Raw genomic sequence first — 25219 nt, 5'->3', positions numbered from 1 at the left:
CAAACCAGCACCATGACATGGATCAAGAAACAGGCCCCTGCCGGGGACAACCGTTAGGAGGCGGCGGCGGGTGTGGCGATTGATTGTTATTCTGCATCCGAAACATTTGCGCCGCCCAGAATGACGGCGCGAACCATTATTGCAGATATGGCCTTCAACCTGTCCTTGAGGACTACCCCAGCAGTTGTGATACGATCATATGTCATGTGATCTCGGGGGGCATGGACGCGTGCGGAACAGCCGTCGCGGCAGGGGGCCAATGGCCGGTTTGACTTCCCTTTTCCTGGTGGCGGGCCACCGGGCGGGGTCGCTTTTGCTTGCGCTGATCTTCGCGGTGACTGCCGTTCCTGCCGGGGCCGGTGGTCCATCCGTCACCCTGATGGACCGGGCGGAGGTGGGGTTCGAGTCGCTGTCCAACATCAACGGCCTCTCGAACAACACGGTTATGACCCTGGCCCAGGATGCCACGGGCTTCATCTGGATCGGCACGCTTGGCGGGTTGAACCGGTTCGACGGCTATACGGTTCGCACCTTCGAACATGATCCCCACGATCCCGGTTCCCTGCCCAACGGCTTTGTGCGCGCCCTGCATCCGGCGCGTGATGGCGGCATGTGGCTGGGCACGCACACGGCTGGTGTCGCCTATTATGACCCGCGCTTTGACCGGTTCACGACCCTGGGGGCCGGTCCCGACGGGTTGGGCCATGTGCAGGTCTATGGTCTGGCCGATGATGGCGGTGACGGCATCTGGGTGGCGACATTGGCGGGCCTGGACCATGTCAGCCGCGATCTGAAGGTGGTGGAGCGGGTGCGGGCCGGGCCGGGCGGGTTCCCCCATGGCCATGTCTTTGCCGTCTTTCGTGACAGCACGGGCACCCTGTGGGCCGGTACGGAAACTGCCGTGGCCCGCCGGGCGGCGGGGGCATCGGAATGGCAGACCCTGACAGGCGCCGATGCCGACAGCGCCTATGCCCTGTCCGCGGGCACCTGGAGCTTTTTTGAAGATGCGCAGGGCCGCGTCTGGATCGGCAGCAATGGTGGCGGCATCGTCTCCGTCGGCAAGGGGGAGGCGACGGCCGTGTCGCATCCACGCCTGACGGGCCGCGACACCTCCCTGGGTCGCGCCACCGTCCGTGGCATTGTGGAGGAACGACCCGGCGTGCTGTGGATCGCGCTGTTTGGCGGTGGGGTTGCCGAATATGACATCGGCCAGGACCGGCTGCGCCTGTTCCGGGCCGACCCCAATGTGCCGGGCGCCCTGAAGGGCAATTTCACGCGCGGTATCCTGAAGGATCGCGGCGGTGTCGTCTGGGTCGCGACCAATATGGGTCTGGCCTGGCATGACAGCGTGCCGTCGGGTGTCGCCAGCATCGCCCTGGGTCAGTCGCGCGGCTTTTCGGGCCGCGACGCGTGGAGCCTGTGGACCGATCCGCAGGAAGGGTTATGGATCGGGCTGGATGATGGCGGTCTGGACCGGCTGGACCTGTCCAACGGCCATATCGCCCCCTTCGGACGCAGCATTGGCGGTGGCGCGTTGGAAGGCACACCCGTCTATGCCATCCGGGGCGATACGAAAGGCAGCATCTGGGTCGGTTCCGCCGGCCTGTCCCGCCTGCGTCCCGGCATGGGGGAGCGTACACCCCTGGCCGCCCCCATTCAGACGACCCAGGGCCGTGACGTCACCACCTTGTGCGTGACCGATAGTGATCTGTGGATCGCTTCTTATTATGGTCTGGTGCGGCAATCGCTGGCCGATGGCACCTCCACCCTCCATGTGGCTGATCCGGGACAGCCGGGCAGCCTGTCCAATAATGAGGTCTGGGCCGTCCTGCCGCGCCCCGACGGGCTGGTCTGGGTGGGTACGGCCAATGGTCTGAACCTGCTGGGTCCCGATGGGCGCTTCCGGCGTTTCCACCGCGATGCCGACCGGCCCGACACCCTGCCGCATGATTACATTTCCGCCCTGGTCTATGATCGGCAGGGGCGGTTATGGCTGGGCACGGTTGGTGGCGGGGTTGCCATGATGCGCGACGGGGCCGACCCTGACGGACAGCCCACCTTCCGCACGGTGTCGCGTCAGCATGGCATGCCGTCCAACACCATCGCCAGCCTGACACTGGGGTCGGACGGGCGTATCTGGGCCTCCACCGATAATGGGCTGGCGGCCATCGATCCCGCTGATTTCAGCGTGTCACGGGTCGAACGCGCGGTGGCAGGCAGCGTTTCCTCCTATCTGCCGGGGGCGGTGACGACATTGCCCGATGGCGGGCTGGTGTTTGGCGGTACCAATGGCATGACCCTGGTACAGCCCTCGCAGATCCGGCCCCATGCCTATCTGGACGCGCTGGCGGTGACGCGGGTTCTGGCGGGCGGGCAGGATGGGATTGCCAGTGCCTTGAACCTGCCGGACGGTACCCGCACCATCCGGCTGCCGCCCGGCAACCGCCGTCTGACCGTGGAATTCGCCTTGCTGGATTATGCGGTCACGGCGGGCGTGCATTATGCCTATCGCCTGGACGGATTCGATACGGATTGGGTGGAGGCGGGGAATGGCCGCCGCGCCGCCGCCTATACCAACCTGCCGCCGGGTCAATATACGCTGGGTCTGCGTGCCCTTGATCCCAATGGCACGGTGGTGGCCGAACGCGGCCTGATCGTGGCGGTTCCCCATCTCTGGTACGAATGGGCCTGGGTGCGCTTCCTGGCCGTCGTCCTGGCCCTGTCGGCAGGCGCCGGCATCGTCATGACGATGGAACGCGCGCGCATCGATAAGCTGAGCATGGCCAAGCGGGAGCTGGAGGCCAAGGTGGCGGAACGTACCGCCAGCCTGCGCGAGGCCAATGACCGGCTGGCCGAATTGGCGACCCGCGACCCGCTGACCGGCATCCATAACCGCCGCGCCTTCATGGACCGGCTGGATCAGGAATGGACGGCGGCCCTTCGCCATGGCCATCCATTCTGCGTCCTGATGATGGATCTGGATCATTTCAAGGAAGTGAACGACACCTACGGCCATCTGGTCGGCGACACCGTCCTGCGGGAGGTGGCGCGCCGTGCCGCCGACGCGCTGCGCGAGGTGGATTTCCTGGCCCGCTATGGCGGGGAGGAATTCGTGGTCCTGACCTCCCACACCGAGGCGCCGCAGGCCCTGATCGCCGCCGACCGTATCCGTCAGGCCGTGGGTGGCTCACCCATCGCCCTGGAAGGCGTGTCGATCCGCGTGACCCTGTCCATCGGTCTGGCCCAGGCCGAGCCGCAGCGCGAAACCCAGACCAGCCTGTTCAACCGCACCGACGCCGCGCTCTATGCCGCCAAGGCCGGCGGGCGCAACAAGGTGGTGGTGGCGGGGTAGCACAGTTGGGTAATCCGCTGTTCCTTTTCCCTGCCACGATCTGGGGACTGTTGAGAAACATCTCAGCTTGGAAATACCGCCTCCCCGGCGAAGGCCGGGGAGGCGGTATAGGAATGAATTTCAAGGGGATAGCAAGATCCCCCTGAAGCCCAGCAAGCCGTAACTATGCCGCCTTTGACACCGCCACCGCATCCCACCCCACACCGGGACGCCAGCGGGCCTTGACCCGGCCCTGGTCCAGCGCGAACAGCGACAGCCAGCCATTGTCGAACAAAGCCTTCACCCCCGGATGCCGGTTCAGGATATCGGCAATGGCCTGCTCCGGCGCTTCCACCATCACCGACAGGCGCAGCGGGGCATGGGCCAGCCCCTCGCCATCATGCACCGCCTGCCAGGGCAGGCCGGCGCGCAGCCGCCCGCCATTACCCTCCACCACGCCGATCCCCGACGTGACATTGTGGATCAGCTTGTCGCCGCCGCCAAACAGGGTCGGTGCCACGGCGGACCCGTAGTACTGCAGGCTGATCCAGCTGGCGACCACGACCGGGGCCGTCAGGATCAGTTCCAGCGTCCCGAACCCCGCATCATCCTGCCAGTCATAGGAATGCAGGAAGGCCCGGCCGTTCAGGTCGCTCTGCGCCGTGACGGCGCGCGGGGCGGCGATGAAGGCGGCGCAACCGGCCAGACCCCATTCGGGCCGCACCTCGGCCCAGTTACGCGCACGGGCGGCCAGGTTGGCCCCCGTGGCACCGGGCAGGCGGGCTGCCCGCTCGATCCGGTTCTGGCGGGCGGCACGGTCCAGCATGTCGCGCGCCTTGGCGATGTCCGCCTCATGGCTGCGGCGGGGCGTGTCATTATACAGAGTGACATTGTCGGTGACGGTATCATGCAGGCCCGCCAGGAACAGCGTGTCGGCGGGCAGGTCAATGCCATGGTCGGCCAGCCCGGCCCGCGCCTCGGCATCGTTCAGCAAGGCCGCCAGCAGCCGGGCCGAGACATCGCCCTTATGCCCGCCGCAGGCCCCGCAATGATAGGCGCTTTCATGCGGGTTGTTGGTGACATGGGCCCCATGACCCAGCAGCAGCACCAGCCGCCCATGCCCCCTGGTCAGCGATATGGCCTTCAGCACGGTTGCTGCCGTCGCCACCTTGTCCGCCGCCGACAGGCCGGGTGTCAGGACGGGGGCGGCATCGGGACCATGGGTGTGGCCCAGACCCAGCGCATCGCGCAGCAGCTTGGCGCCATAGAAGGGACCGGCAGCCTCCACAAACGCGAAGGAGGAGACGGCGGCCTGCCGGAACCGGCCAAAGGCGCGCACAGCGCGGGCCGCAATCCGCTGCTTGGTGTCCTTATGCGGGGCGGTGCAGGCGTGGGAATGGACGCGCGGCGACAGCAGGACCGGCAACCGCGCTTCGATCAGGTCGGATGCGGTGCCCTGGTGCGCCACGGGCAGGCCGAAAAAGCCGGCAAAGCCCAGGGTGGCGATGCCGGGGTCCAGGCTTTCCAGGGCGCGGCGGAACGGTTCGGAGCGCACATCGATGCAGAAGGCCGCCTGCAGCCAGGGCCGCGCCGCCTCGTTCTTGGGCTGGATGCCGGGCAGCAGGGCTGCCAACCGCCGCTGATGCGCGCGTTCGGCGGCCTGCTGCAGGATGCTGTCGATCACCATGTCGGCGTCGGGTTCCACGGGCCGGGCATGGGCGGCGACCACCGCCTCCCATTCCGCCTTCACTTCCGGCACATGGGCCAGCAGCGCCTCTTCCCAGATCAGGCGGATGCAAAGAAGGTCGGTCACGGTGCCGTCGCTGACGCCCGACAGTTCGGCCTGCCACAGCAGCCAGCGCGCATGCTGGGCCCAGCCGCCCAGATCGATCAGCAGCCGGTGGAACGCCGTTTCCGCCGCCGCGCCATCCAGGCCCAGATTGCCGGCGGCCCGCAGCAGGGCGCGTTCGGGCGTGTCCGGGCTGGCCGCGACATGCCGGCAGAAACCGGACAGGCCCGCCAGTTCCGGCGTCAGGTCATGCGTCGCCCATTCCCGCCAGGCCGTGAAGGCCGTGGCACCGGGCGCCGGCGTCCACAGCGCCTGACCCCGGTCGAAAAAGCCGGCGGCCCACAGGCCGATACAGCGGGCGATGATGGCGGGCCAGTCGATGCCCGTGGCCTGCGCCGCCAGATCGGCCACCGTCGGGGCCGCAGACGGGACCGGCGCCTGCTGATAAAGGGCAACAGTCAGGGCCGCCAGACTGGCCGGCTTGGCCGGGTGGGCGCATTCATCCAGGGCGGCACACAGGTCGGCCTCGATGATCTCGCCCTTCTCCACCATGGCGGCATAGGTGGCGCGGGCCTGCGTCAGCCTCACCCCGCCGACCCGCGCCAGCCGGGCGCCGGCATGGGCCAGATCCTCGCCCGTCTGGCCCAGGAAGGGGTTGACGGCGACGGTGGCGTCCAGCGGGAAAGCCGGCGGGATGGCGCGCACGGCGGCATTGGCAGCGGCAAACAGCGCCTTGGCCGGAGCGGGGGAGATGTCGGGCAGGTTCTGGAACATGGCTCTTCTCCAGGTTAAACCGGCGGTCTTGAGGCAGCGATTGCGTAGCGCGGATTAGGCGTCAGCCGTAATCCGCGGGAACCCGGTCACCGGCGTCGCTCCCGCGGATTACGCTTCGCTAATCCGCGCTACGATCGGCTCTTCTCCGGTATCGCCGGCGAATGAAGGAATTGACTAAGCGCGGAACCCGCCGATCAGGCGGTCAAAGGCGGCGTTGAGGTAGAAGCCGTTGGCGACATGCACGCGCAGGCCGGCGGCGGCCGGATGGTGGGCCCAGTGCGGGAACAGGGCCTGCGCCACCGCCACCACGCCGAAGGACAGCACGGTCAGGGCGATCAACGCCCATTCCAGGGGGCCAGCCTCGGGCACGCCGGGTAGGGCGCCATTGACCACCAGGATGGCCAGCGACTGGAACCCGAAATAGGCCAGCGTGGCCGCGGCAGAGGCCGTCAGGGTGCGCCGGGTCAGGGCGCGCGGGGCCGCATCGGCCAGCCCCTGCGCCACCAGATAGGCCACACCGAACACCAGGATCGCCCCCAGCGCCAGGGCCTGCGGCGACTTCGGACCCCAGATCAGGGTGAAGCCGACCGCGACGACGGCATAGAGTGTCAGGGCCAGCAGGAAGGCCCGCGCCACGGCGGCAAGGCCCGGCGTGGCCACGGCACCGGGCCGGCGCACCTCCCTCACCGCCGCCACCGCCCCGCCCGACGACAGGAAGGCATGCGCCTTGTAAAGGGAGTGGGCCACGATATGCAGCAGGGCCAGCGGCCACAGGCCCAGCCCGCATTGCAGCAGCATGAACCCCATCTGCGCCACCGTGGACCAGGCCAGCGCCGTCTTCACCGCACTCTGCGTCAGCATGACCAGCGCACCGAACAGCGCAGTCAGGCCACCCAGCAGCACCAGGGCCGCCATCGACCCTGTGCTACCCTGTACCACCCAGGCAAAGGTGATCAGCAGGAACCCGCCGGAATTGATGATCCCGGCATGCAGCAGGGCCGACACCGGCGTCGGCGCCTCCATCACCTCTGTCAGCCAGCCATGCAGTGGGAACGCCGCTGTCTTCAGCAAGGCCGCCAGCACCAGGAAGCCGACGGCGGCCCCCGCCAGGGCCGGGGTGCTGCCGGCCTTCGCCGCGTCATTGATGGCGGTGATGCTGTCCGTGCCGAACGCGACCCAGAGCAGTCCCGCCGCCACGACCAGGGCCACATCACCCGCCGCCCAGACCCGTGTGAACTTCGCCGCCGCCCGCTGTGCCGGGGCGCGGTCGGGATAGAACAGAAGGAGCTGGCGCAACACCAGACCGATGGCAATCATGCAGGCGGCCAACAGCCACAGGCTGCCGGCCTGCACCAGCAGCAGCACCAGCGCCAGGACCAGCAGCATCAGCCCATGGAACCGCCCTTCACGCTCGGCCCCGTCCAGATAGGTGCGACTGTAGCGCAGCACGATCCAGCCGATGAACCCGACCAGCGGGGCCATCACGGCCCCGATCATCGACAGGCGCAGCAGCCCCTCGCTGACCGGGCCGTCCAGGGCAAACTGCACCGTGCCTGCAACGGTCAGCGCAAAGGCCAGCAAGGCCGATATCTCGGCCAGGGCGGGGATGGGTTTCGGGCGGCGGCCAGGGCGCAGCAAGGCAGCCGCCGCCACGACCGCCAAAGCAGCCGGGGCAAGGCTCGACAGGATCATCGACCTCTCCAGGGGAGTATGTGAATTTCCCGATGGTGATAGCCGCTTCGTGACTTCCAGAAAATTACATCTTTTGATCGTTAACGTTCTCTTTTATAGAAATGATCCATGGCTATCCTCAATCTTCACCATCTGCGCCTGTTCCGGGCGGTGGCGCGCGACGGCACCCTGACGGGTGCGGCGCGGCAACTGAACCTGTCGCCATCGGCCCTGTCGACACAGTTGCGCACGCTGGAGGAGCAGCTGGGTCATGACCTGTTCGAACGGCAGGGCCGGGGCCTGATCCTGACGGAGGCGGGGCGCATCGCGCTGGACCATGCCGAGGCGATTTTCAGGACGGCGGAGGATTTGAGCGCAACCCTGCGCAATGCCGCCGGCGGCCGCCGCGCCCTGCGTATCGGGGCGCTGGCCACCCTGTCCCGCAACTTCCAGATCGGGTTCCTGCGCCCGCTCCTGACCCGCCCGGATGTGGAGATTGTCCTGCGGTCGGGATCGCAGGGGGAATTGCTGCGCGGGCTGGACGCGCTGGCCCTGGATGTGGTGCTGACCAATCTGGCCCCGCCGCGCGATGCCGCCAGCCCCTATCTGATCCATCCGCTGGATGAACAGCCGGTCAGCCTGATCGGCACGCCGGCCCGGCTGGGGCCGGGACGTGCGCCGCTTCCGGTGCTGCTGACCACCCATCCGCTGATCCTGCCCACGCCGGAAACAGCGCTGCGGGCCGCCTTTGACGGGCTGGTGGCGCGACTGGGCGTGTCGGTGCGCATCGCGGCGGAGGTGGATGACATGGCCATGATCCGTCTGATGGTGCGCGAAGATGCCGGCATCGCCGTCATTCCCGCCATCGTCGTGCAGGATGAGCTGAGCACCGGCCTGCTGCGCGAGGCCGCGACCCTGTCCGGCATGGCCGAAAGCTTCCTGGCCGTCACCCTGGATCGCCGCTTCCCCAACCCGCTTCTGCGAGAACTGCTGGAGCAGCGGCGTTAATCCAGTGTCTGCCGATAGCGCTTAACGGCCAGGACGGACACGGCCAGCAGAAACACCAGCATGGGCCACAGGTCGGGCCAGACCTGGGGGAAGCCGCTGGCCTTCAGCATCACGCCGCGCACAACGCGCAGGAAATGGGTCAGGGGCAGACCTTCCCCGATCACCTGCGCCCAGGCGGGCATGCCCCGGAAGGGGAACATGAAGCCCGACATCAGGATGGAGGGCAGGAAGAAAAAGAAACTCATCTGCATGGCCTGCAGCTGATTGCGGGCGAGCGTGGAGAACAGGAAGCCGACGGCCAGATTGGCGGTGATGAAGATGATCATGCCGCAGATCAGGGCCAGCGGATTGCCCAGCATCGGCACCCCGAACAGCAGGCGCGCGGCCCCCATGATCACCATCACCTGCACCGCCCCCACCAGGATGAAGGGCGCCAGCTTGCCCAGCATCACCTCTGTCGGACGTACGGGCATGGCCAGCAGGTTTTCCATGGTCCCCCGCTCCCGCTCCCGCGTCACGGCCAGGGCGGTCATGATGATCATGGTCATGGTCAGGATGGTGCCCATCAGGCCCGGCACGATATTATGCTGCGTCAACCCCTCCGGGTTGTAACGGCGATGCACGCGCAGTTCTACCGGCCCCGGTGAAGGCGCCAGCGTCGCCAGCGGCCCCGTCAGGGTACCCGCCATCACGCTGTCCAGAATGCGCTGAAGCGCGCCGACGGCATTGCCCGTAGCGGCGGGATCGGTGGCGTCGGCCATGACCAGCAGGGCTGGGCGCTCGCCGCGCATCAGATCGGTGCCAAAGCCTGTGGGGATTTCCACCGCGAACTGCACCTTGCCCTGGTCCAGCAGCAGGTCCAGCTGTTCGGGGCTGTCGGCGGCCAGGGTCAGTTCGAAATAATTGCTGGTCTGCAGGGCGCTGATGATGGCGCGGCTGAACTCGCTATTGTCATGGCTCAACACGGCGGTGGGCAGATGCTTGGGATCGGCATTGATGGCAAAGCCGAACAGCATCAGCTGGATCAAGGGGATGCCGACCATCATGGCGAAGGTCAGGCGGTCGCGCTTCATCTGGATGAACTCCTTGATGATGATCGCGACCAGCCGGGCGGGGGAGAAGCGGGGGGACAGGCCGGTCATCATACGCGCCCTCCCGCGCCCGCCGGTTTCTGGAAATTGTCGGGCACCGATCCCATCAGGTGGATGAAGGCATCCTCCAGCGTCGGGTCGCCGCGCCGCCAGTCCAGCCCCGCCTGGCCCTGGAACCCGGCGACGCTGGCATCCAGGGTGGCGGCATCCGGCCCGCTGACATGCAGGGTGTTGCCGAAGGGGGCGATCATGCTGACGCCCTTCTGTCCGCGCAGCGCCCGGTCCAGGGCGGCGATATGGTCGGGCGGGCCGGAGACGTGCCAGGTGGACAGGCCCGATCCCGCAACCACCTCCTCCACGGTCCCATCGGCAAGCAGGCGGCCATAGGCGAGGTAGGCGATGCGGTGGCAGCGCTCCGCCTCGTCCATGTAATGGGTGCTGACCAGGACGGTCATGCCATCGGCGGCCAGGGCATGGATCTCGTCCCAGAATTCGCGCCGCGCCTTGGGGTCCACGCCCGCCGTCGGTTCATCCAGCAGCAGCAACGACGGTTCGTGCAGGATGCAGGCGGCGAGCGCCAGCCGCTGTTTCCACCCGCCCGACAGGGTGCCCGCCAACTGATCCCTGCGGTGTGACAGGCCCAGCCGGTCCAATGCGGCCCCCACCCGCCGGGGACGGTCGGCAAGGGCGTAGAGGCGGGCCACGAATTCCAGGTTCTCCTTGATGGTCAGGTCCTCATAGAGGCTGAATTTCTGGGTCATGTAGCCGACCCGCTGCTTGATGGCCCAGGCATCGCGGCGGATATCGAAGCCTAAGCAGGTGCCTTCCCCGGCATCGGGCACCAGCAGGCCGCAGAGCATGCGGATGGTGGTGGTCTTGCCGCTGCCATTGGGACCCAGGAAGCCATGGATGCGGCCCTTGCCCACGCGCAGATCGACATTGTCGACCACCGCCCGGTCGCCAAACCGCTTGGTCAGGCCGCGCACATCGATGGCAATGGCGGGATCGCTGCCGGTCATGGCGCCGGCTCCGCCGAAACTGGCTGTCCGGGCGACAGGGCGGCGGGATCGGGGGTCAGCGCCGCCTCCACCCGATAGACCAGCTTGGCGCGGGTTTCACGGCTATAGATGACGGGCGGGGTATATTCCGCCTCCGTGGCGATGCGGGTGATGCGGGCCGACAGGCCGGGCTTGCAGCCATCGCAGCGAACGGAGAGGGTTCCGCCCGGCGTCAGGGCCGCCCGCCGCCCCTCCGGCACGAACAGCACCAGTTTCACATGGCCCGGCGGCAGCAGGCTGACCACGACACCGCCGGCGGGCGCCCATTCGCCGGGCCGGCGCACGATATCATCGACCAGGGCGTCGGCGGGGCTGTCGACATGGCGCTGCGACAGGCGCCATTCGGCCTGCGTCAGGGCGGCGCGGGCGGCGGCCACAGCGGCCTCTGCCGCTGCCACCTGATCGGGCCGTGCGGGCAGGCGGGCCGTGGCAAGGGCGGCACTGGCCTGTTCCAGGCGGGCGGCGGCCTGGGTCGCCGTCGATTGCGCCTGTTCCAGCCGGGCCTTCGCCGCGACATTGTCGGCGGCCAGGGATTTCTGCCGTTCCAGATCCTGACGCGCCAGTTTCAGGGCGGCATCGGCCTGCCGTCGCTGTGCCTCCAGGCCCGCAATCTCCTCCGCCCGCGCGCCCAGGCGCCGGTCGGCCAGGGCTGCTTCGGCCTGGGCCAGCCCGGCCTTCGCCTCGGCCAACGCGGCCTGTGCGGCGGTGTCGTCCAGGGTGAACAGGGGCTGGCCCTTTCTGACCATCGTCCCCTCCGTCACCGGTACCGCGCCGATCCATGCGGCCTCCGGTGCGGCGATGCGCAGATAGTCACCCTCGACATAGCCCTGGAAATTTCCGGTATCACCGGAAGGGCCGCAGGCGGTGAGGGGAAGCAGGACGGCGAGGGCAAGCAGGCGGCGGATCATGGGGCACCTCCGGTGCGCAGTCCCGTGGCACCTCCGGTGCCGGTTGGGGCCTTGATGGCGTTCAAAAACAGGTCGGCATGGGTGGAAAGCAGCCTGTCGATGGGCATCGGTGTCTCTTCCACCGGCGCAAAAGTGGTCTGCCACAGGGCGGTCAGCACCACCGGACCCAGGAACAGGCGGGCCAGAATTTCCAGGTCGGGCTGGGGTTGGAATTCTCCCTTCTCCACCCCTTCGCGGAACAGGGCGGTCAGCAGCGCCTGACCCCGACCGATCACTTCGCGCCGGTAGAAACGGGCCATGTCGGGGAAATTCCCGGCCTCCGCCAGCACCAGTTTCGGGATGGCCGCCAGCTTTGGGTCGGCCAGCACCTGCCCCAGCATGGACAGGATGGCGCGCAGCTTCGCCTCGGCACCCAACCCCGCCATGCCATTGGACAATTCCACTGCCGCAATACGGGGCAGCAGCGTTTCGCGAACCAGCGCCTCGAACACCGCCTCCTTGGAGGGGAAATACAGATAGAAAGTCCCCTTCGCCACGCCGGCCCGGCGCGCGATATCCTCCATTCGCGTGGCGGCGAAGCCCTTTTCGACGAAGCAATCCAGGGCGGCGGACAGCAGTTCGGCGGGCCGGGCCTGTTTGCGGCGGGTACGGGGGCGGTGTTCATCGTTCATCGACAAACCTAATTACTGAACGGTCAGTCATTATTATGGCGACTTTCCAGCCGGAGTCAATTCGTCCGCAGGCTGGATAGGGATTCCGGCCCTGCGGCATGCGGGCGCACAGATGTGATTGAATGCTATCGATAACGCTGAAAAATCACGCTTGAATGTTCCAACATGGCCCGTGTATGCCACAATTCGTTGACGCAATGATTTGCATTTAAAGTATTTGCAGCGTCTTCTTAAATTTTGCCAAGTGAACCGATAACTCACCAACCAATGGGGCGCCCGATGCAGAACACGACCGCAGAACGTGAGGAACGGCTGGCCTTTGTGGGTATCGATGCCGATGTGCGTGCTGCCCTGGCTGCTGCCCGGCCCCAGATCGCGGCGGCGTTGCCCGGTATCATCGACGCTTTCTATGCCGATCTGCGGCGCTGGCCGGAGATGATGAAGATGTTCCGCAATGACGGGATCATGCGTCATGCGCGCGACCGGCAGCTGGAACATTGGCTGAACCTGTTCACGGGCCGCTTCGACGAGGGCTATTTCAACAGCGTGAAGGCCATTGGCCGCGTGCATTCCGTGTTGGGGCTGGAACCGCGCTGGTATCTGGGCGCCTATGCCACCACCCTGTCGCGCCTGTACAAGGCGCTGGTCACGGGGTCCAGCAGCCGCTGGCAGCCGGCACGGGCGGAGGCCAAGCTGGCGGATACCATGCGCTCCATCAATCTGGCCGTCATGCTGGACATGGATCTGGTCATCTCCGTCTATCTGGACGAGAATGCGGCCCGCCATGCCCGGCATCTGGATGAAATCTCGGGCCGCCTGGACGCCCATGTCCGCCACATGGTGGACGGGGTGGCGCAGGCGGCAACGCAGCTGGATGGCAGCGCCCGGCAGATGCGCCAATCGGTGGCGGAAACCACCGATCTTGCCCGGTCCGCCCAGACGGCCGCCGACCGCGCCACCGACAATGTCAGCACGGTCGCCTCGGCCTCCGAAGAACTGTCCGCCTCCATCGGGGAGATCGTCACCCAGGTTTCGCGGTCCACCAATGTGGCGCGTGAGGCGGTGGTGGAGGTCGGCAATGCCGATACCACCATCAGCGCCCTGGCCGAGGCGGCAGGCCGCATCAACCAGGTCGTGGACCTGATCGCCGACATTGCCGAACAGACCAACCTTCTGGCCCTCAACGCCACGATCGAGGCCGCAAGGGCCGGGGAGGCCGGCAAGGGCTTTGCCGTTGTCGCGGGCGAGGTCAAGCAGCTTGCCAGTCAGACGGCCCGTGCCACGGAAGATATCGCGCGGCAGGTGGCGGAGATGCAGGGCCGCATGGGCAAGGCGGTGGATGCCATCGCCACCATCGACCGCACCATCCGCGAAATGGACCAGATTTCCGGTGCCATCGCCGCCGCCATGGAACAGCAGGGTGCGGCCACCAAGGAGATCGCCCGCAACGTGCAGATGGCCGCCATGGCCACCGCCGAGGTGGGGGAGAACGTGTCCGGCGTATCGGGTGCGGCCGATGCCGTGGGTACCACGGCGGGTGAGGTGGGCCACGCGTCTGCCGCCCTGTCGCGGGAGGCTCAGGGCCTGCGTCACGGGTTCGACAGTTTCATCGCGGAGCTGCGGGCCGCCAAATAAGCGATAACTGATATTCTAACCCTCTGTCAGGAACCGATAATTTCCCATACACTGCGCGATGCCGCTTCTGGTTTCTCACGCCCGGTTGTATAGTCGGGCCGGGAGCGGTTGCCGGGTATGGCAGCAGGAGGACGCGATGGAGCGGCAGGCCCGTACCGGCTATGGCGTGGCAGCGTTACTGCTGCTATCCGGCTGCGCGTTGCTGGCCAGCGGCATCTTCAAGGTTATTCCGGAACCGGAACGACCTCTTCTGGTCGGCACCAACCTCTGGCTGGGCTATGAGCCGTTCCATCTGTCCCGCGCCGCCGGCCATCTGCCGGAGGATGTGACGCTGGTGGAGGCGCGGTCGTCGCCTGCCCTGATGGAGGCCGTGTCCGCCGGCAGCCTGGATGGCGCCGCCCTGACCATGGATGAGGTGATGCGGCTGGAGGCGGCGGGGCGTCCCATGGCGGTGCTGGCCGTCCTGGATATTTCGCACGGTGCCGATGCCGTGCTGGCCCGCACCCCGGACGTGGCGCAGGCCCCGCTGATCGGAAAGCGCATCGGGGTGGAAACCGAAGGTGTTGGTGCCTTTGTTCTGCACCGTTTTCTGGAACGCCGGAATGTACTGCCGTCCCAGGTGCAGGTGGTGCATGTCGCCGCCGGCGACCATCAGGATGCCTTTTCCAAGCATAACCTGGATTACCTGATCAGTTACGAACCGCTGGTCGGTCGGTTGGAAGGGCAGGGGGCCGTGCGCGTGTTCGACAGCGCCGCCATGGCGCGCGAGGTTGTCGATGTGCTGGCCGTGCGTCGTGACCGTTTGTCGGGGCGCGATGATACGCTGCGCCGCCTGTTGTCCGCCTGGTACCATGGTGTGGGATTGTTGAAGGATGGCCGCCCGGATATGCGGGATCGGGTCACCCGGCGTCAGGGAATGACACCGGAACAGCTTGCCCGTGTCCTGTCCGGCCTTGAATTCCCCAACAGTGCCGGCAGCCGGGATCTGCTGGTTCCCGGCACCCCGGCCCTGGAACCGGTGCGGCGCTGGCTGCGCGCGACGGGGGAGGTGGCGGGCTCCGTCGATCCCCTGCTCGACCCCTCCTATCTGCCGCAATAAGGGGGAGAGAATGATACAGCCCACCTTGTTGCGCCTGATGCTGTTCCCGCCGCTGCTGGGCGTGGTGATGATCGGCTTCGCCGTCTGGCTGCTGGCCTATCCCGCCATGATCCATGATGTGGTGGAGCGGGAATGGCAGGCCTTTGCCCAGACGGGGGCCGCCACGGCGTCGGAAATGTCCCATCATATCGCGGGGCCGGACGGGTTTGATGTCGATGCCATTGACCGCATTGCCCTGCGCACCCATGCGGACCATGTCTTCCTGGCCGGCAGGTCGGACCGGCTGGACTTTGCCAACGACATCCTGTTTCAGGGTGCTGAGCTGTCCGCGCTGGAAATGGTACCGGCCCCGCTGCGCAAGGCCGTGGCCGAACGGGCCTGCGGGCGCGGGCTGGTGGTGGGTGATGGGGAGAAATGGGTGGCCGGCTGCTGGCCCGTCACGGACGGGATACGCCTGTCCAGCGCGTCCAGCCCGCTGGAAGGGCATCTGGTGCTGGTACGGCGCATCGACTGGGTCATGGCGCAGGCCCGTTCCGACCTGTTGAATCAGAGCCTGCGGCTGGGCGGTGTGCTGCTGGTGCTGGTCGGGCTGCTGCTGTTCTTGTCGGTGCGGCTGATCATTGTGCCGGTGGCCAGCATGGCGACCCGTCTGGCGCGCGTGGGGGACGTGGATGAGCCTGTCCGCCTCACCTCGCGCACCGGCATTCGCGAGCTGCGTGATTTTACGCTGGTGCTGAACCATGCCCTTTCCGCCCTGCGCCGGCGGGAGCGGGAATTGCAGTCGATCCTGGATACGGCGGTCGATGGGATCATCACCATCGATGCATCGGGCACCATCCTGCAGGCCAACCGCGCCGTGGCGCAGCTGTTCGGCCATCCCGTGGAAACGCTGGTGGGCCGCAACATCACCGTGCTGATGACGGACAGTGATTCTGACCGGCATGACAATTACATCCGTTCCTACATGACAACCGGTCATGCCCGGGTCATCGGCAAGGGGCGGGAGGTGGTGGCGAAACGGGCCGATGGCTCCACCTTCCTGGCCTGGCTGTCGGTCGGGCGTCTGGAGCTGAGCAGCGGTCTGCATTTCACTGCCGTGATGCGTGACGTGACGGCGGAGCGGGAGGCGGAGATCGCCATGCACCGGCTGGCGCATCGCGACCTGGATCTGGATATCCTGAACCGCCGCTCCTGGACCAACGAACTGTCGGGCCTGCTGGCACAGGGGGCGGATGGCGAAGGGTTCTGGGTGCTGCTGGCCCATGTCCGCAATCTGGACGATCTAGTGGTGACCTTCGGTCCGCAGGTGGAAACACCCGTGATGGGTGCCATCAACCGCCGCATCCGTGAACTGCTCAGCCATTGCGAATTGTCGGCGCGCCTGACCCGAACGCAGCTGGCCTATGCCGTAGCAGCACCGGGTGGGGAGGCCGATCCCTATCTGACGGCGGCCCTGTCGGTGGCGTTCCGCGACGGGGTGGATCTGGGTGGCCTTTCGATGCTGCCCGACGTGCATTTCGTCGTGCTGCCCCGCGCCCAGGCCTATGAAAACCGCGAAGCGCTGCTGCTGGCCCAGGATGCGGGCGCCAGCTGGGCCGCGCAGACGGCGGATCAGCGTGCCAGCCCTATCGTCACCTATGATGATCAGGTGGCGGGCGCCATCCGCGAACGCACCGCCGTGGCCGCCGAACTACCCGCCGCCATGGCCGCCGGCCTGCTCTATCCCGTGTTCCAGCCGCAGGTGCGCCTTCGGGATGGCAGCGTGCGCGGGGTGGAGACGCTGGTGCGCTGGCGCCGCGCCAATGGTGAGCCTGGACCCGGCCCCGCCTTGTTCATTCCGGTTGCCGAACGGATCGGGCTGGTGGGGGATATCGACCGGTTGGTGGCCAGACGGACCCTGGAGCATCTGTCGTCGGGCCGGCTGGGCCTGCCGCGCGATGCCGTCATCTCCATCAACGCATCGGTCAAGGAACTGGCCGATCCGGTCTGGCTGGACGGGTTGTTGGACATCGTGCATCAGGCCGGGGTTGCCACAGGCCGGCTGGAGATTGAGGTGACGGAAACGGCGGTGATGGAGAATCTGGACCGTACGGCGGGCGTGCTGGCCCGGCTGCGCGCGGCGGGGGTGAAGGTGGCGATCGATGATTTCGGCGCCGGCTACGCCTCGCTCTCCTACCTGAAACACCTGCCCGCCGACCTGATCAAGATCGATCAGGGCTTCATCCGCGATCTAGCCGACAGCCGCCGGTCGCGCCACATCGTCGGCTCCGTCATCACGCTGGCCCATGATCTGGGCATGGAGGTGGTGGCCGAAGGCGTGGAGAATGCGGAGACGGCGGCGATATTGACCGAACTTGGCTGCGACATCGGCCAGGGCTGGCATTTCGGTCGCCCGATGGAGGCAGAGGCGCTGTCGGGGTTTGTGGAGGGACGGGTGTGATCCGGTTCTATTCGACCGGGATCGTGCTTTCCCGCTTCACCAGCTTATAAGCCAGCAGCTTCTGTTCCGGCCCGTCGCCGCTGCGGCCCGGCTGCCATTTGTTGCGCATGGCATTGGCCAGGGCGGCCACAGCGGCCTTGCCCATGGCGGCGATGGGCTGGCGGATGGTGGTCAGCGGCGGCCAGACGGTGGTGGCGATCAGCGTATCGTCGAAACCGGCCACCGACAGATCGTTCGGCACATCCAGATGCAGCCGGTGCGCGACGGAGATGGTGGCGGCGGCCATGTCGTCGTTGGCCGCGAAGATGGCGGTCGGGCGCGGATCGGCGGCCAGCAGCTTTTCCGCCGCCTCCAGGCCCGATGCGTAATCATACTGGCCCTGTTCGACCAGGATGTCGGCAGGCTTCAGCCCCGCCTCGGTGCAGGCATCCATGAAACCATGGTAGCGCATGTCCGATGCCGACTGGTTCTTGTTGCCCTTGATATAACCGATGCGGGCATGGCCCAGTCCGATTAGATGCTCCGTCATCTGCTTGGAGGCCGCGTAATTGTCAATGCGGATGGTGGGCAGATGCGGGTTGGGCCGGCCCGTGGCCACGGCCACCGCCAGCACATTGGCCTCTTCCAGCATGGTCAGGATCGGCCTGGACTCGCACAGCGGCGGCGGCAGGATGAAGGCATTGACGCCACCGGCCAGCAGCTTGGTCACCGACGCCGTTGCCTTGGCTGTGCCCGCGCATTTTTCCACCACCAGCTGATGGCCTTCCCGGCTGCTTTCATCCAGCGCGCCGACCAGGAATTCCGACAGATAGGCACTGGACGGGTTGGAATAAAGCAGGCCGATGCGCAGCACCTCCGACCCTGCCAGACGACGGGCGGCAGGGTTGGGGGTGTAGTTCAGTTCCTTGATCGCCACTTCGACCAGGGCGCGGGTATTCTCGTTGACCTTGTCATCCTTGTTGATGACACGGGATACCGTCATGGATGAAACACCGGCACGGGCCGCCACCTCACGGATGGTCACCGCCTGGGTACCGCGCCGCCGTTGTCTTTCCATGATCCCCCCTGGATTTGAAACCGCCCCTTTATTGGCCTTGTCGGCCTTGCACGCAACCGTTTCCGGTGTGCGTCGCTCCCTCACCCTCCCAAGCCTTACGGCTTGGGCCCCTCCCTCTCCCACCTTCGTGGGCGAGGGGCATCAATTTCGCCTCTCGCCCGCTTGGCGGGAGAGGGAGGGGCCCGCCCGCCTCAGCGGGTGGGAGGGTGAGGGAGCAACCGAAAAATCAACCTTCCATCTTCTCCAGCTCACGGCCCTTCGTCTCATGCACCATGGCGCGCACGAAGAAGAAGGAGATGAGCGCGAAGAAGGCGTAGAAGCCGTAGGCACCCGTCAAGCCGATGGTGGTCAGCATGATGGGGAAGGTCATGGTGATGCCGAAATTGGCCGTCCACTGGGCAAAGCCCGACACGGCCAGACCGGAACCACGGATCTGGTTGGGGAACATCTCGCCCAGCATGACCCACATGACGGGGCCCCAGGAGAAGTTGAACAGCACCGCATAGGCATTGGCACTGATCAGCGCGATCAGGCCGACATTGTCGGACAGATGCAGCTTGCCATCGACGATGGAGCCCGACGCGAAGCAGATGACCAGGATACCCAGCGTGATGGCCATGCCCGCCGACCCGATCGCCAGCAGCGGCTTGCGCCCCAGCTTGTCCACCAGCGCCATGGAGGCAAGGCAGCCCAGGATGGACAGCGTGCCCGACAGGATATTGATGCGCAGTGCGTCGGCCTCGGAGAAGCCCACGGCCTGCCACAGGACGGCGCCGTAATAGAACACGACATTGATGCCGACCAGCTGCTGGAACACGGCCAGACCGATACCGACCCAGACGATGGGACGGACCTTGCCGGTAGCCTTGTCCAGAAGGTCGGACAGCTTGGGCTTGTGCTGATCCTGGGCCAGGCTTTCGCGGATTTCGATCACCTTGGCGGCACCGGCGGCGGGGCCGAACAGGCGGGTCAGGACGGCGCGTGCTTCATCCTCGCGGCCCTTCACCACCAGATAGCGCGGGCTTTCCGGGATGATCAGCAGGGCCAGGAAGAACAGGCTGGCCGGGATGATCTGCGCCCAGAACATCCAGCGCCAGGCCTCATAGCCCAGCCAGAACGGCGCGGTGGACCCGCCGGCATGGTGGGCGATCAGATAATTGCCCAGGAAGGCCCCGGTCAGGCCGGAGATGATCATGATCTGCTGCACCGAGGACAGGCGGCCACGGATGGAGGCGGGCGTCACTTCGGAGATGTAGGCAGGCGACAGGACCGAGGCCGCACCCACCGCCAGACCACCGATCAGGCGGGCAATGACGAAGACGGTGGAGCTGTGGGCCGCACCCGTGCCGATGGCGGACAGGATGAACAGCAGGGCCGCGATCATCATCACATTGCGGCGGCCCATGATATCGGCCAGCCGCGCCGCGCTGAACGCGCCGGCGGCACAGCCCAGCAGAATCGACGCGACATTGAAGCCGGTATCGATACTGTTGGAATTGAAGGCCTGCTTCAGACCTTCCACGGTGCCGTTGATGACGCCGCTGTCATAGCCGAACATGAAGCCGCCGATGGTCGCCACCGCCACGATGGCGGCGACATAGCCCATATTGACCTGTTCCTCCTGGGAACCGCTCATCACTGTCTCCTTGTTGTTGTTCGGCCGCGGTTGACCCCGGCCATCCCCCCGAAACGCACTCTCTGGCTGTTGTTCCCTCATCGGGATGCTGTTCCCTCACCCTCCCATCGGTTGGCACCGATGGGCCCCTCCCTCTCCCACGTTCGTGGGCGAGGGGTTTTAATTTCGCCCCTCGCCCGCTTGGGCGGGAGAGGGAGGGGCCCGCCCGCGTCAGCGGGTGGGAGGGTGAGGGAGCAACATAAACACCAGCCTCAATGATTGTGACGCGGCGTTTCATCCGCCACGCCACGGTACTTCAACGCCATTTCCAGACAGCCGCCGCTGTCCAGCTGGCCCACATGATCGCGGTAAAGCTCCTGCCACGGCGTCTTGGAGGCCGGGATGGGCGGGGCGGGGTCTTCGGCCCGGCGGCGCGCCAGTTCCCCATCCTCCACCAGCATGTCGCAGGTGCCTTTGTTGATATCCAGGCGGATGATGTCGCCCGTGCGGAGCCACGCCAGACCGCCGCCCGCCGCCGATTCCGGGCTGGCATTCAGGATGGACGGGCTGTCGGAGGTGCCCGACTGCCGCCCGTCGCCGATGGTGGGCAGGCTCTTGATGCCACGCTTCAGCAGGGCATCAGGCGGCTGCATGTTCACCACCTCCGCCGATCCGGGGAAGCCCAGGGGGCCGGCCCCGCGCACCACCAGGATGCAGTTCTCATCAATCGCCAGCGCCTCGTCATTGATGCGCTCATGATAATCGTCCGGCCCGTCAAAGACGATGGCCCGGCCTTCATACACACCCTCATGACCGGGGCGCGACAGGTAGCGCTGACGGAAATCGTCAGAGATCACGCTGGTCTTCATGATGGCGAAATCGAACAGATTGCCCTTCAGCACCAGGAAGCCCGCCCGCGTCATCAGCGGCTTGTCATAGGCGAAGATGACCTCGCGGTCGTTCGTCTCCCGGCCCTGGATATTGTCTGCCAGGGGCTTGCCCGTGACTGTCAGGCACGACGTATCGATCTTGCCCGCCCCGGCCAGTTCGCACAGAACGGCAGGCACGCCGCCGGCGCGGTGGAACCGTTCGCCCAGATATTTGCCGGCAGGCTGCAAATTCACCAGCAGCGGCACGTCATACCCGTACTGGCGCCAATCATCATGGCTGATCTCGATGCCGGCATGGCGCGCCATGGCCACGATATGCGGCTGGGCATTGGTCGATCCGCCGATGGCGGCATTGGCGACGATGGCGTTGATGAAGGATTGGCGCGTCAGGATCTTCGACGGGCGCAGATCCTCATAGGCCATTTCCACGATGCGCACGCCGGTCTCATACGCCATCTGCCCGCGTTCGCGGTAGGGGGCGGGGATGGCGGCACAGCCGGGCAGGGACAGGCCCAGCACCTCGGCAATCGCATTCATGGTGCTGGCCGTGCCCATGGTGTTGCAGTGCCCGGCGGACGGGGCGCTGGCGGCGGCCAGTTCCAGGAATTCCTCTTCCGTGATCTCACCGGCGGCCAGACGGCGGCGACCGCGCCAGATGACGGTGCCGGACCCCACCAGATCGCCTTCGAACCAGCCATCCAGCATCGGCCCGCCCGACAGTACGATGGCCGGGATATCCACCGTGCTGGCCGCCATCACGCCCGACGGCGTGGTCTTGTCACAGCCCGTGGTCAGGACCACGGCATCGATGGGATAGCCGTGCAGAACCTCCACCAGACCCAGATAGGCCAGGTTGCGGTCCAGCGCCGCCGTGGGCCGGCGGCAATTCTCAAAGATCGGATGGACGGGGAATTCGAACGGGATGCCACCGGCATCGCGGATGCCGTCGCGCGTGCGCTTGGCCAGCTCCACATGGATGCGGTTGCAAGGCGACAGGTCGCTGCCCGTCTGCGCAATACCGATGATCGGCTTGCCTGACCGCAATTCCTTGGGCGTCAGGCCGTAATTCATGAAGCGTTCGAGATACAGCGCTGTCATGTCGGCGCGGCCCGGCGCGTCGAACCATTCGCGCGACCGGAAACGGCGGGGGGCGTTGTTATCGCTGCTCATGCGCGCACCTTTGCGGGCGGAAGTCCGGCCACGGGGCTTTTGAAGGTGAACAGGCCGCCAGCCAGGGGCTGTGCCGCGCGCTGTTCATCATTGAGGTTCAAGGTGGCGGTGGTGGCATAGACCGTTTTCAGGTCCGGGCCGCCAAATGCCAGCTTGGTGATGTTGGAAACAGGGAAACGCACAAAGCCCAGCAAGGTGCCATCGGGCGCATAGCGGCGGATGCCCCAGCCGAAGAACAGCCCGACCCAGACGCAGCCCTCGCTGTCCACCGCCATCCCGTCGGGATAGCCTTCATCCTTGCCGATCTTCGCAAAGACACGGCGGTTGGCCAGCGAGCCGTCGGCCTGGATATCGGCGGCATAGATGGTCTGACCCAGCGTGTCGGTATGATACAGAACTTTGCCATCCGGGCTGGTCGCGGGGCCGTTGGTGATGCAGATACCGTCAAGCACCCGCACCGGCTCCCCACCGGTCCAGTGATAGAAGGCGCCGCTGTCGGCGCATTCACCATCGCTCATGCTGCCGAACCAGACGCGGCCCGTGGCGTCGGTGAAACCGTCATTCAGGCGGTTGCCCACACGGTCGGCCTCAACACTGGTCAGCTTGGCAAAGCTGCCCGCCGCCGGATCGAAATGATACAGGCCGAAGGGCATGCCCACCACCAGCCCGCCGGACGCGCGGGGCAGGACAAAGCCCGGCTGGTCCGGGGCGGTCCAGCTGTCGCGCTTGCCCGTGGCCGGGTCCAGGCGGTGGATCAGCCGCTTCTTGATATCGACGAACCAGAGCACGGATTTCTCCGCGTCCCAGCAGGCGCCTTCCAGAAGAATACCGCCCAGCTCCCACAGAAGGTCGGGCTTGATGAATGAGAGATCGGTCATCGCCACCCCGCATCGACGAAATAGTTGTGCGCCGTGCACAGCCGCGCATCGTCGGACGCCAGGAATAGCACCATTGCCGCGATATCGCGCGGTTCAACACGCTGTTTCAGGCACTGCAGACCCAGCATGCGGGCCTCTTCCTCCGGATTGTGCCAGAGGCGCATCTGGCGCGGGGTCTTCACCCCGCCCGGTACGACACAGGTGACGCGGATATTATCCTCGCCCAGATCGCGGGCCAGCGCGCGGGTCATGCCCTCGATCGCGGCCTTGGCCGTCTGGTACAGGGCGATTTCCGGCAGGGCCAGATGCCAGGAGATGGAGCCCAGATTGACTATGGCCCCGCCGCCATTGGCCTTCATCGACGGGGCGACCGCCTGGGCCGCGAAGAACAGGTGGCGCAGGTTCACCGCCATGCGGTTGTCCCAGTATTCGGGCGTCACCTCTTCGACCTTGTGGCGGTCATCATTGGCGGCATTGTTCACCAGGACATCGATACCACCCTCAGCCGCGATAATGCCGTTGATGGTGGATTTCACTGCGTCCAGGTCGGTCAGGTCACAGCGCTGGAAGTGCGGCGGCGCCTCGGCGCCTGACAGGCTGGCCAGCAATTCCTCGCTGTCCTGGACCGCCACATCGACGAAATGGACGCGGGCCCCCTGTCGGACAAAGGCCTCCACCAGGCCGGCGCCGATGCCGGACCCGCCGCCGGTGATCAGCACCCGCTTTCCGCGCAGGCTGGGGTAAATCGCATGGGTCATGATGGGTAATCCAGGGTGGGGCGTTGCATTGACAGATCGGGGAAGGGGACAGATCAGGAAAGGGCGAAGGCGATCAGGCGCGCAGCAGGCCGCGGCGGGCCAGATTGCGCATCAGATCACCGATGCCGAAGTTCCATTCCGGCGCCTCATGGCAGCCGACGACCTTGTTGGACAAACTGCCAAGACGGGGGCTGGCGATCGTGACGATGTCGCCTCTCTTATGGGTGAAACCCTTGCCGGGCGCGTCGCGGTCATCGATGGGCGCAAACAGGGTGCCCATGAACAGCACGAAACCGTCCGGGTACTGATGGTTCTTGGAAATGGTCTGGCCCACCAGATCCAACGGATCGCGGCTGATGAAGGCCATGTTCGACTTGCCGTTTAGGGTAAAGCCATCCTCACCCGTCACGCTCACCGTCACCTCGGCATTGCGGACATCATTGATGGTGAAGTTACCGTCGAACAGGCGGATGAAGGGGCCCAGCGCGCAGGAAGCGTTATTGTCCTTGGCCTTGGACAGAAGCAGGGCCGACCGCCCCTCAAAGTCACGCAGATTGACGTCATTGCCCAGCGTGGCGCCATGGACGCGGCCCTTGCCATCAACGGCCAGCGCCAGTTCCGGCTCCGGATTGTTCCAGTCGCTGTCCGACCGCACGCCGATATGGGCACCCCAGCCGACCGAGGACAGGGTCGGGCCCTTGGTGAAAATCTCTGCATCCGGGCCGATGGCGACTTCCAGATATTGCGACCACAGGCCATCGGCGATCAGCGCCTGTTTCAGCGAGGCGGCTTCGGGCGAACCCGGCTTGACCGCGCGCAGGTCGGTGCCGATGCGGGCCGACAGGTCGGCGCGGATTTCATTGGCCTTGGCATAATCACCCCGCGCCCGCTCCTCGATCACGCGTTCCAGGGCCGACACGGCAAAGGTGACGCCGGCGGCCTTGATGCAGTGCAGGTCGATGGGGGGCAGCAGGGCCGGGGCGCCGGGCAGCGGTTCCCCCCAGGCGAGCGCTACCTTGATACCGCCGGCATCGCCCAAATCCATGCCACCATCGGGTAGGGCGCCGTCGGGCAGGTTGTTCAGCAGGTCCGCCACGGTCGGCGCCTGTTCGGACAGATCATAAAGCCGTCCGCCCTTGATCAGCACTGGCGATGGCCCCTGTCCGAAATCCATGCGGCCCAGCAATTGCGCATCGCGCCAATCGGCGGGCAGGAAATCGGTCAGCAGGGCGGGGGCGGGGCAGGCGGACATCGTCAATTAAACTCCCTGGATGGGGCGGCAAGTTTAGCGGTTACGCAACGGAATTGATAGCGGTAACAGGTGAATTCGTAGCGCGGATTAGCGAAGCGTAATCCGCGGATGGCCAGTTGCCGGG

The 25219-nt window shown here is 66.2% G+C and carries 17 protein-coding genes; 5 read left to right on the top strand and 12 right to left on the bottom strand.

Annotated elements, in window-relative coordinates:
- Positions 1 to 259 precede the first annotated feature (259 nt).
- Complete coding sequence (locus tag ACODSP_RS20005; RefSeq protein WP_488967309.1) at positions 260 to 3352, top strand: ligand-binding sensor domain-containing diguanylate cyclase; 3093 nt, start codon at positions 260 to 262, stop codon at positions 3350 to 3352.
- A 163-nt stretch (positions 3353 to 3515) separates the two neighbouring features.
- On the opposite strand, the gene ACODSP_RS20000 is transcribed toward ACODSP_RS20005, so the two are convergent.
- Both ACODSP_RS20000 and ACODSP_RS19995 read right to left on the bottom strand, forming a co-directional pair.
- Positions 3516 to 5894: a YbcC family protein gene (locus tag ACODSP_RS20000; protein ID WP_488967308.1), complete on the bottom strand. Its 2379-nt coding sequence runs from the start codon at positions 5892 to 5894 to the stop codon at positions 3516 to 3518.
- A gap of 174 nt (positions 5895 to 6068) precedes the next feature.
- Positions 6069 to 7586: a proton-conducting transporter transmembrane domain-containing protein gene (locus ACODSP_RS19995; RefSeq protein WP_488967307.1), complete on the bottom strand. Its 1518-nt coding sequence runs from the start codon at positions 7584 to 7586 to the stop codon at positions 6069 to 6071.
- Between the two features lie 108 nt (positions 7587 to 7694).
- Between ACODSP_RS19995 and ACODSP_RS19990 the strand changes: the two genes are divergently transcribed.
- On the top strand, positions 7695 to 8573 hold the full coding sequence (locus tag ACODSP_RS19990; protein ID WP_488967306.1) for a LysR family transcriptional regulator: 879 nt from the start codon (positions 7695 to 7697) through the stop codon (positions 8571 to 8573).
- Here the strand turns inward: ACODSP_RS19990 and ACODSP_RS19985 are convergent.
- Genes ACODSP_RS19985 through ACODSP_RS19970 form a run of 4 tightly spaced genes read right to left on the bottom strand, consistent with a single transcriptional unit; the run spans position 8570 to position 12301 of the window.
- A complete protein-coding gene (locus tag ACODSP_RS19985) occupies positions 8570 to 9718 on the bottom strand; it encodes an ABC transporter permease (RefSeq protein ID WP_488967305.1) in 1149 nt (382 codons plus the stop codon). The genes ACODSP_RS19990 and ACODSP_RS19985 overlap by 4 nt on opposite strands.
- Positions 9715 to 10683, bottom strand: a complete 969-nt coding sequence (locus ACODSP_RS19980) for an ABC transporter ATP-binding protein (protein ID WP_488967304.1) — start codon at positions 10681 to 10683, stop codon at positions 9715 to 9717. The genes ACODSP_RS19985 and ACODSP_RS19980 overlap by 4 nt, the downstream gene beginning before the upstream one ends.
- Positions 10680 to 11630: an HlyD family secretion protein gene (locus ACODSP_RS19975; RefSeq protein ID WP_488967303.1), complete on the bottom strand. Its 951-nt coding sequence runs from the start codon at positions 11628 to 11630 to the stop codon at positions 10680 to 10682. Before ACODSP_RS19975 ends, ACODSP_RS19980 begins: the two co-directional genes overlap by 4 nt.
- The gene (locus ACODSP_RS19970) at positions 11627 to 12301 is read right to left on the bottom strand and encodes a TetR/AcrR family transcriptional regulator (RefSeq protein WP_488967302.1); all 675 of its coding nucleotides are present in this window, start codon (positions 12299 to 12301) and stop codon (positions 11627 to 11629) included. The genes ACODSP_RS19975 and ACODSP_RS19970 overlap by 4 nt, the downstream gene beginning before the upstream one ends.
- A 279-nt stretch (positions 12302 to 12580) precedes the next feature.
- Between ACODSP_RS19970 and ACODSP_RS19965 the strand changes: the two genes are divergently transcribed.
- From ACODSP_RS19965 to ACODSP_RS19955, 3 genes are all read left to right on the top strand, one after another.
- Positions 12581 to 13936, top strand: a complete 1356-nt coding sequence (locus tag ACODSP_RS19965; RefSeq protein WP_488967301.1) for a protoglobin domain-containing protein — start codon at positions 12581 to 12583, stop codon at positions 13934 to 13936.
- Positions 13937 to 14072: 136 nt separating this feature from the next.
- Positions 14073 to 15035: an ABC transporter substrate-binding protein gene (locus ACODSP_RS19960; protein WP_488967300.1), complete on the top strand. Its 963-nt coding sequence runs from the start codon at positions 14073 to 14075 to the stop codon at positions 15033 to 15035.
- A 10-nt stretch (positions 15036 to 15045) separates the two neighbouring features.
- Positions 15046 to 17475 (top strand): GGDEF domain-containing phosphodiesterase, encoded by a 2430-nt coding sequence (locus ACODSP_RS19955; RefSeq protein WP_488967299.1) that lies wholly within the window; start codon positions 15046 to 15048, stop codon positions 17473 to 17475.
- 7 nt (positions 17476 to 17482) lie between these two features.
- Here ACODSP_RS19955 and ACODSP_RS19950 read toward each other — a convergent pair whose 3' ends face one another.
- The 6 genes from ACODSP_RS19950 to ACODSP_RS19925 all read right to left on the bottom strand — a co-directional run bounded on the left by ACODSP_RS19950 (position 17483) and on the right by ACODSP_RS19925 (position 25095).
- Entirely contained in the window at positions 17483 to 18532 is a 1050-nt protein-coding gene (locus ACODSP_RS19950) for a LacI family DNA-binding transcriptional regulator (RefSeq protein WP_488967298.1), read from the bottom strand.
- Positions 18533 to 18758: 226 nt separating this feature from the next.
- Complete coding sequence (locus tag ACODSP_RS19945) at positions 18759 to 20168, bottom strand: sugar porter family MFS transporter (protein WP_488967297.1); 1410 nt, start codon at positions 20166 to 20168, stop codon at positions 18759 to 18761.
- 251 nt (positions 20169 to 20419) lie between these two features.
- Complete coding sequence (locus tag ACODSP_RS19940) at positions 20420 to 22207, bottom strand: IlvD/Edd family dehydratase (RefSeq protein ID WP_488967296.1); 1788 nt, start codon at positions 22205 to 22207, stop codon at positions 20420 to 20422.
- Positions 22204 to 23085, bottom strand: coding sequence for an SMP-30/gluconolactonase/LRE family protein (locus tag ACODSP_RS19935; RefSeq protein WP_488967295.1), 882 nt, complete (start codon positions 23083 to 23085; stop codon positions 22204 to 22206). The genes ACODSP_RS19940 and ACODSP_RS19935 overlap by 4 nt, the downstream gene beginning before the upstream one ends.
- Entirely contained in the window at positions 23082 to 23843 is a 762-nt protein-coding gene (xylB, locus tag ACODSP_RS19930; protein WP_488967294.1) for a D-xylose 1-dehydrogenase, read from the bottom strand. Before xylB ends, ACODSP_RS19935 begins: the two co-directional genes overlap by 4 nt.
- Positions 23844 to 23916: 73 nt before the next feature.
- Entirely contained in the window at positions 23917 to 25095 is a 1179-nt protein-coding gene (locus ACODSP_RS19925; protein WP_488967335.1) for a fumarylacetoacetate hydrolase family protein, read from the bottom strand.
- Positions 25096 to 25219 lie beyond the last annotated feature (124 nt).

This window comes from Niveispirillum sp. FG156 (assembly GCF_057809555.1).
Note: the sequence above shows the minus strand (reverse complement) of the source record. Positions and strands in the feature narration are given on the sequence as shown.